The 7447-nt window shown below is 32.7% G+C and carries 12 protein-coding genes and 1 pseudogene; 5 read left to right on the top strand and 8 right to left on the bottom strand.

The window, feature by feature from the left end; genetic code table 11:
- Positions 1–14 precede the first annotated feature (14 nt).
- Positions 15–140: a DUF4083 family protein gene (locus V7014_RS17280; RefSeq protein WP_335508679.1), complete on the top strand. Its 126-nt coding sequence runs from the start codon at positions 15–17 to the stop codon at positions 138–140.
- A 23-nt stretch (positions 141–163) separates the two neighbouring features.
- Here the strand turns inward: V7014_RS17280 and V7014_RS17275 are convergent, their stop codons facing one another.
- The gene (locus tag V7014_RS17275) at positions 164–580 is read right to left on the bottom strand and encodes a hypothetical protein (protein ID WP_335508675.1); all 417 of its coding nucleotides are present in this window, start codon (positions 578–580) and stop codon (positions 164–166) included.
- A 117-nt stretch (positions 581–697) separates the two neighbouring features.
- On the opposite strand from V7014_RS17275, the gene V7014_RS17270 reads away from it, so the two are divergent.
- Positions 698–946, top strand: coding sequence for a hypothetical protein (locus tag V7014_RS17270; RefSeq protein ID WP_335508674.1), 249 nt, complete (start codon positions 698–700; stop codon positions 944–946).
- Between the two features lie 198 nt (positions 947–1144).
- Here V7014_RS17270 and V7014_RS17265 read toward each other — a convergent pair whose 3' ends face one another.
- From V7014_RS17265 to V7014_RS17235, 7 genes are all read right to left on the bottom strand, one after another.
- On the bottom strand, positions 1145–1612 hold the full coding sequence (locus V7014_RS17265) for a hypothetical protein (RefSeq protein ID WP_335508673.1): 468 nt from the start codon (positions 1610–1612) through the stop codon (positions 1145–1147).
- 10 nt (positions 1613–1622) lie between these two features.
- A complete protein-coding gene (locus tag V7014_RS17260; RefSeq protein WP_335508672.1) occupies positions 1623–2432 on the bottom strand; it encodes an ATP-binding protein in 810 nt (269 codons plus the stop codon).
- Positions 2404–3198: a phage replisome organizer N-terminal domain-containing protein gene (locus tag V7014_RS17255; protein ID WP_335508671.1), complete on the bottom strand. Its 795-nt coding sequence runs from the start codon at positions 3196–3198 to the stop codon at positions 2404–2406. The genes V7014_RS17260 and V7014_RS17255 overlap by 29 nt, the downstream gene beginning before the upstream one ends.
- 113 nt (positions 3199–3311) lie before the next feature.
- On the bottom strand, positions 3312–3974 hold the full coding sequence (locus V7014_RS17250; protein ID WP_335508670.1) for a Rha family transcriptional regulator: 663 nt from the start codon (positions 3972–3974) through the stop codon (positions 3312–3314).
- 96 nt (positions 3975–4070) lie between these two features.
- Positions 4071–4244, bottom strand: a complete 174-nt coding sequence (locus tag V7014_RS17245; RefSeq protein WP_335508669.1) for a hypothetical protein — start codon at positions 4242–4244, stop codon at positions 4071–4073.
- A 92-nt stretch (positions 4245–4336) separates the two neighbouring features.
- Positions 4337–4480, bottom strand: coding sequence for a hypothetical protein (locus V7014_RS17240; protein ID WP_335508668.1), 144 nt, complete (start codon positions 4478–4480; stop codon positions 4337–4339).
- A 31-nt stretch (positions 4481–4511) separates the two neighbouring features.
- On the bottom strand, positions 4512–4805 hold the full coding sequence (locus V7014_RS17235) for a helix-turn-helix transcriptional regulator (protein WP_335508667.1): 294 nt from the start codon (positions 4803–4805) through the stop codon (positions 4512–4514).
- Positions 4806–4994: 189 nt separating this feature from the next.
- Between V7014_RS17235 and V7014_RS17230 the strand changes: the two genes are divergently transcribed.
- From V7014_RS17230 to V7014_RS17220, 3 genes and pseudogenes are all read left to right on the top strand, one after another.
- Complete coding sequence (locus tag V7014_RS17230) at positions 4995–5678, top strand: LexA family protein (protein WP_335508666.1); 684 nt, start codon at positions 4995–4997, stop codon at positions 5676–5678.
- Between the two features lie 17 nt (positions 5679–5695).
- On the top strand, positions 5696–7132 hold the full coding sequence (locus tag V7014_RS17225; RefSeq protein WP_335508665.1) for a recombinase family protein: 1437 nt from the start codon (positions 5696–5698) through the stop codon (positions 7130–7132).
- 6 nt (positions 7133–7138) lie between these two features.
- Positions 7139–7288, top strand: a pseudogene (locus V7014_RS17220) (hypothetical protein); the annotation flags it as partial.
- Positions 7289–7447: the final 159 nt, after the last annotated feature.

Raw genomic sequence — 7447 nt, 5'->3', positions numbered from 1 at the left:
TCTTTGTTTTAACAATTTCATTTGCTCTTTTTGTTAGAAGATTACTAAAAAATACTTCACGCAATCATGAAAATAGTAACGCTATAGAGGAAAAACTCGATAAAATTATAGACTTACTAGAGAAGGATAAAAAATCTTAGTTTTGTCCTTCTTTCTTCCTCCCCTATTTGGAATGCATTTTAAACAGATGAACAAACGCCCTTGCATCTTTCTCAATAATCCCCAAAACATGTTCAACACCATGTACTTTTATTAGGCAAGGAATTTCACCTTTTTCATTTACACTTAATTGGTATTGATAGTTATCAATATAGGTAGATTGTTCATGAAGATCCGATTCCTCTTTATATATCTTTAAGCTTGATTCAAGTCCTGCAATTTTGTTATCTTGCTCTTGCAAATCAACAAGTTGAAGAAATTCAGTATGAAAAGAACCACTAAAACCCTCTAACATAATCACTGTATAGTCATGATTTGGATGATGTTTAAACTCATCTGTCTTACAAGTCCAAATCTTGCCGTTGTAGTGTTCAGCTTCACCACATGTATGCATAACGACTTTATCGCCCTTTTTTAGCATCTTTCTTCCTCCCCTATTTGGAAACTCTTGAAATATCCATAATTTGCAACTTTCACACCAACTAATTCGTTATATATACGACTAAAAAATATCTAATGAAAAGAAAAGGTGGTAGTGATGAACAAATTTGGAATATTAACATTTTCAACCGTGATTATTAATCTATTAGTATTCTTTATAACTAGTGGACCCAATACAAACTCGTACATCCCAGTCATTGTATTCTTTATTCTCTCTATAGCTGGCATTGTATTTGCATTTCTTTCTAAAAGTCCCTTACCTCTTGCTGCAGGATTCGTCCTTAACAGTTTTGTATTGGCATTCACATTTTTTCTATTACTCGGAATGCGTATGGGTGAGGTGTAGTTATAAGGCTCTTCATTGAAGAGCTTTTTCTTTAGGAAACATAATACAAAATATGTTTCATTTCTGCGACTTTCTTTAGATCACGTATAGGTTGAACTGTTTTCAACTAATAGTTATCCCCTTGTTGTTTGCTACTTATTTTAAGATTAGTACTTTACTTATCTTTTTCTAAATAAGCCAAGACTAAGAAGTACTTATTTATTCATTTGCACACCAATTTTCATTAAGAGTTTTGTAATAATCATATTTACCAGACTTTTTTAACGCTTTTAATTTCTCATTAACCGAACCACTTGTTCTTCCTAAAGATAAGGCTATAGATTGCATATCATCTGATTCATGGAATTTACATAGATACTCCATTTCTTCTTCAGACCATGTTTTGCTCTGCTTAAAGTGGAGCAATTCATTAAACTTAATTCTGTGACAACTGTCATATTGAACATTGTCATTATCTACACTTCCGAAAATGCCACCTTTTCGCTCTTTAAGCTTTCCGTATACATCAAGATGTAGAAGAACCATCATAGATTCCGTTTCATTAATATCAAACCTGTGAGCAATATCTTTATAAGACCAACCTTTATCCCAACACTTGATGACTTCTTCAAGTTCTTCACTTTCCCACTCCTGTCTGAACTCTTCGAGAATAACGATCTTATCCATGTTCATCCTCCTAAAAAGGTAAACTAGAAATACGTTTATCTTTAGTATTTTTAAATAGAATAAATTTTGGCTTTTTCATTAATCTACTGACAAGCTTTTTATCATACATGTTAAATAGAGTTTCACTGCTTAAATTTGTAGTTGTTATCGTTACTTTAGATTGTCTAGCACTACTTACCGCATAAAGAACACGCTGCACAAAGTCCGTTGCTGTTTTCTCTGTATTAATCGCTCCTGTTTCTGCACCTAGATCATCAAGTACTAAATAATCCACTGAAGACATGAGTGAAACGAAATATTGTTCTGTATATTTACTACCTTTATCGTTAAAAGAACTTTTAATAAGACGCATGGCTTCTTCAACACTTATAAATAAACACGAAACGTTATTATTTGAATTTAATTCGTTAAGCATTGAATATGCTAAGTGACTTTTACCAGCACCCTGATTTCCAATTAGAAGAACGTTAAAAACTTGTCCTTGTTTTAACTGCTTAAGTGCATCTAAACAAAGTTGTTTATTTTTAATTTCTTCTTCTTGTGTAGCTACAAAATTTTCAAAACTTGCTTTTAATATCGTTTCATCAGTGATAATGCTTTGTTTATACAAGATATTTTGGTTTCTATTTTCGAGTACTTGCCTTATTCTTTGATTTTCCGATTCCTCTAGTTTTTGGGTCTCCTTTTCAACTCCACACTTTGGACATAATTCTTGTCCATCTAGTATCATCATTTGAATAGGCTTAACCTTTACTTCACCGTTCAAAAAATAGGTATGCTTATCACAATAATTAGAAGTCAAGACCATATTCTTCTGCAATACTCTTGGTATCTGGATCTGCTCCATTAGGTCCCTCACCTCTCTTTTGATTTAAATAAGATTCAAACTTTGTACCGAATAGTGTTTCTGGTCGTAAATACTTGCTCATGGATTTATCATTGATCCATTCCTTAACTTTAATATCAATAACTGACTTAAAATCATCTAACCTAAATCCTTCTTTCCAACGAGCTTTAATTAGATCCTTTGTTTTTTTAGTTGAAGAACGATAATTTGTAGATGCTTTAAGATTTAAATAGTCGATAATATCGACAAAGGGTATTATTTCTTTATCTATATCTTTATCTTTATCTATATCTATATCTGTTGCGTGACTTTGCGTGACTGTCACGTGACTATCATTTGGCAAAAGAAGTTGACTTTTTCTTTCTCGTTCCCTTTGTTTTCTTAGCCTGTTTTGTTCACGAATTCGTTCAAGACCAACTAAGTTTTGATGTTTATCCCAATTAGCAATTGAGATAAATTGATTATCATCCACTTCAATCATGCCAAATTGCTTAAATGTACCCAAAGCTAACCTTACAGTAGCGATATTTCTGTTAAAGATCGTAGCAAGCATCTCATCAGTATATGGAATATTTTCATTTAAAAAAATGTAACCATTAGCATTAGCTTTCCCAGCTTGAGTGAGCAATTTAACCCAAATGATTAAGATAGTATCAGCTTCTGGCATCTGCTCAATTAGTCTAATTTTTTCATCATCAAACATTTGAGTGCTCAGCTTTATCCATTTAACTTCTGACATATAAACACTCCTCGAGTTACATTTCTGTAGCCAATAATCAATACATGGTATATAATTGACAACATAATTATTTTTGTTTGGAAACTGACATTGCCGTGTCAGTTTTTTTCTTTTTATACAAGTGGTCTCCAAGATTTAATCCAGATTAACGCATCATCAAAATCTAACTTTCTTAAATCTCTATATGTTGAAATTGCGAAAGCATCACGAAAGTTGCGGTGAATCTTTGGAAACAATAAATTTTTTCCTAAGTCATTTGGATTATGTTCTTCATAGACCTTGTAAACTCTTGATCCGATTTGTTTCTTAATAACGTTCTGTTGAAAAGCATTAATTCTTTCATTATTTTCGACCTTAATAAGTCGTTGATCAAACTCATTAAGTTTTGCATCATGCTCAAGTGATAACTTCAATAATTCAACTCTTTGCTCATGTTCTGATAAAGCTTTTGGTTTGGTTAACTCTTTACGCATTTTTTTGAACTCTTCAATAAATTTAATCTTGAATATCATAGCTTCTGAAGTTGTATATGCCATTGCAACTAGAGTAAAGGCATCTTCAGTGAGATTATATTTCTTATAACCTCTTGTACCAGATTGATAATTTGATAACGCAAAGTTGCGTTTTCCAAATCCACCTTCACCTGCTTGAACCAACTTTTCTAGTTGCATTTCTATATCTCTTAAAACATCTGAGTGTCTTTTATTAAATACATCTGCAATAGTCAAGCTATCTGTAACAGCTTGTCCGTTTTCGACAAATACTAATTGATTCAATTTATGACCTCCTTCTTAATGAAAAACTTCCAAGCATAATGCCTACCATAATGGCTAAAAATCTATGTAAATAATACCGGCTATATTAGGAAAAAATCATATTAGTTTAACACTCACTTTTCTTTCAATTTCAAACTCAACATTTTTAGTAAGTCTGATGTTTATTGCACCATTTTCAGCTAGATATTTTACGTTTTCTAACGCTTCTAACTCATCCTCAAAACATGAAACCATTGGAATGGAATTATCTAAACAAATGACTACGAACAAACCTTTTCCTCCTTTTAGGTTTAGAACTAAAATCGTTCATCAAATTTTGCAAAACTAGCAAAAAGAGAAAGCCTTTTAAGGCCTATTACTCCTTAACTTTTTAACGTTATGTTACCCATAGACATATTAACGAGTTTTATTTTTCTTCCGTACTTACGAGAAAGAATACTTTCAAAAACAGGTTTAAGTTTTCTTATTTTCTCTTCGGTAATTTCAACTCTTCCTGATATATTCATTCAAATCACCTCTTATTTAATGCTATGATTCTTAAGCTGAGGTACATCCCTTCTTTTCTAAAACCCTTTGTAACTTTTCAGCTCTCACCTTAACACGATCTTGAACAAGTACGAATTTTTCGTACTTGTTGCCGAAAAAAATATTATCAAAAGGGATTTCGAACAAAAACATATACTTTTTAATAAGTTCATCAGGTAAATTGCTTGAATCCTGTTCGTAACTCCATAATGTTTTAGAGGAGATGCCTAGAAGTTCGGCTAGTTCGGTTTGATTAAACCCCGCCCCCTCTCTTAATTCATTGAGAGTTCTCTTAGAGTGGTACATGGTAATCACCTCCTGGGTTCAAGTATATTACAGCATTTTCGAAAAAACAACAAAAAAATTCGAAAAAAACGTACTTTATTAATAATTGGAAATTCATCCGAAAATAGTTTACGAAAATTTCGTAATGTGTTATATTTACATTATATAATTTATAGTAAATTTATGTAAATCAGTTGAGGTGAATCTACAATGACAGAAGAACAAAAAAGGATAATTGTTGACAATATTAAAAAATTTCTCAAGGAACACGAAATGACACAAGGTCAACTTGCTGAAAAAATAGGAGTAGCTAAAAGTACAATGAGTGATTACATGAATTATCGCTCAAAACCTGGGGCTGGTGCTCTTGAAAAAATGTCTGCAGTATTCGGTGTTACAAAATCTGATATAGATACAACATATAAAAGTGTAGTCCCAGAAATAATTGATGGGGAAATAGGTTTAATAAGGCAAGAATCTGAAGAATGTAATTTTAAAGGGAAAAAAATTCCTATCTTAGGAAAAATAGCAGCTGGTGTCCCACTGGAAGCAATAGAAGATATTGTAGATTGTGTATTACCTCCATATCCAAGAAAGGAAAATGATGAATTATTTGGATTAGTTGTTAATGGAGAAAGTATGAATAAAGTTGTGCCTAATGGTCATTATGCAGTCATTCGAAAACAACCAGATGTAGAAAATGGAGAAATCGCAGCAGTTTTTATTAACGATTCCAATGCTACTTTAAAAAGAGTATATAAATTCACTAATTTAATTGTTCTTGAGCCATTATCACATAATTCTACATTCACGGATCAACATTACACACAAGATAACTGTGAAGATATAAAAATACTAGGGAAATTCTTATATGGAATTAGTCCGCAGTATTAATACAAGGGGTAATCATAATGAAATGTGTAATTTATATTCGTGTATCTACAGAAGAACAAGCTAAGCATGGTTATTCGATTTTGGCCCAAAAAGAAAAATTAGAAGCATACTGCAAATCACAAGGTTGGGAAATAATCGAAATTTATATTGATGACGGATACTCTGCTAAAGATTTAAATAGACCAAAGTTTAACGCTATGATGCAAGAGGTAAAAAAAGGTGACATTGATGTAGTATTAGTTTATCGTCTTGATCGCCTAACAAGATCCGTTTTAGACCTATATGAAATACTTAAAGTTTTAGATGACCATAAATGTAAATTTAAAAGTGCTACTGAAGTTTATGATACAACAAGTGCCATGGGAAAATTATTTATTACTTTGGTAGCCGCCATTGCACAATGGGAACGAGAAAACCTTGCGGAGCGAGTGCGCCTTGGAATGGAAAAAAAGACCAGACTCGGTAAGTGGAAAGGTGGCACAGCTCCATACGGTTATATTTATACCAATGATGAACTTATAATTAATTCAGATGAATCTAAAACCATAAAATTAATTTATGAACTATCAAAAACCAAAGGATTTTTAACAATAGCTAAGTACCTTACTGCTACAGGGGTACCAACAAAGAAAGGCGGTGATTGGCATGTTGACAGCGTAAGGGATATAGCCAATAACCCTGTGTATGCTGGTTATCTCACGTTCAGTGAATCAATCACCGAATATAAAAAACCACCTCGTGAAAAAACTCTCTTCGATGGAATCCACGATCCTATAATTCCAAGAGAACAATTTTGGGAATTACAAGATTTGTTAGATCGACGAAGAACATTCGGAGGAAAAAGAGAGACCAGCAACTATTATTTTTCCACTATTTTAAAATGTGCAAGATGTGGTCATTCTATGTCCGGGCATAAATCAGGTGGTAAAAAAACTTACAGATGCAACGGGAAAAAAGCAGGCAAAAAGTGTTCCAGCCATATCTTTTTAGAAGAAAACCTTGTTAGAACAATCTTTCATAATCTTGATTCAATACTTACCGATCTAAACTCTCAGAATCTCTCAGCTGATTTACAGTCTGATGTAGTAACGGATGATACCGTACAAGTGTTAGAGCAAAAATTACTGCGAATTCAAAAACTGTATGATAAAGAAAAGCAAATGTTTAAAGCTGATATAATAACGATAGATGAATTAATTAAAACAACAGAACATTTACGTTCGGAAGAAAGAGAAATTGAATCACAACTAAAGAGTCTTAAGAAAATTAATGAAAATCAAGATGAAATTAATTTCATGGGTGAAAACTTAGTATCGTTATGGGAATATGCGAATGATCCGGAAAAGAAACAAATGATTACAACTTTATTTTCACAAATTGTTGTAGACACTTGTGAAGCATACAAAAGAGGATCTGGCATCCCAAGGGAAATTGTAATTAAGTCTATTAAATAGATGTCTTTCATTGGTGGAGGTACAATCATACCTTGGGCGCTAATCCCTGTAGCAGCTATTTGCAACGTGGATCCGTTTGAGCTTGCTAGAAGAAATCTTATCCCAGTTGGAATCGGATTACTTGTGACAACAATTGTTGCAATGTTTTTAATATAAAGTGAAACTGTAATCGGTGGGGGTTTTCGTCCATTCCCCACCGATTATTAGTTGAAGTAATCGGGGGTGTCTTATAAGGTAATGGTGTTTTAGATTTCTACATAGGTATTCGTCTAATTTAAATGAATTTATCTACTCCTGAAAGCGCCAAAGGTGGGC

Source organism: Bacillus sp. JJ722, from assembly GCF_036963345.1.
Lineage (GTDB): Bacteria > Bacillota > Bacilli > Bacillales > DSM-1321 > Bacillus_AD.
The sequence above is the reverse complement of the archived record's forward strand: the minus strand, read 5'-3'. Positions and strand labels throughout refer to the sequence as shown.

Bases quoted from the DNA above. Each gene is read 5' to 3' on its own strand.
- V7014_RS17230 (WP_335508666.1), top strand. From the start codon at position 4,995: ATGACAGAAGAACAAAAAAGGATAATTGTTGACAATATTAAAAAATTT.
- V7014_RS17235 (WP_335508667.1), bottom strand. From the start codon at position 4,805: ATGTACCACTCTAAGAGAACTCTCAATGAATTAAGAGAGGGGGCGGGG.
- V7014_RS17275 (WP_335508675.1), bottom strand. From the start codon at position 580: ATGCTAAAAAAGGGCGATAAAGTCGTTATGCATACATGTGGTGAAGCT.
- V7014_RS17225 (WP_335508665.1), top strand. From the start codon at position 5,696: ATGAAATGTGTAATTTATATTCGTGTATCTACAGAAGAACAAGCTAAG.
- V7014_RS17255 (WP_335508671.1), bottom strand. From the start codon at position 3,198: ATGTCAGAAGTTAAATGGATAAAGCTGAGCACTCAAATGTTTGATGAT.
- V7014_RS17240 (WP_335508668.1), bottom strand. From the start codon at position 4,480: ATGAATATATCAGGAAGAGTTGAAATTACCGAAGAGAAAATAAGAAAA.
- V7014_RS17265 (WP_335508673.1), bottom strand. From the start codon at position 1,612: ATGGATAAGATCGTTATTCTCGAAGAGTTCAGACAGGAGTGGGAAAGT.
- V7014_RS17270 (WP_335508674.1), top strand. From the start codon at position 698: ATGAACAAATTTGGAATATTAACATTTTCAACCGTGATTATTAATCTA.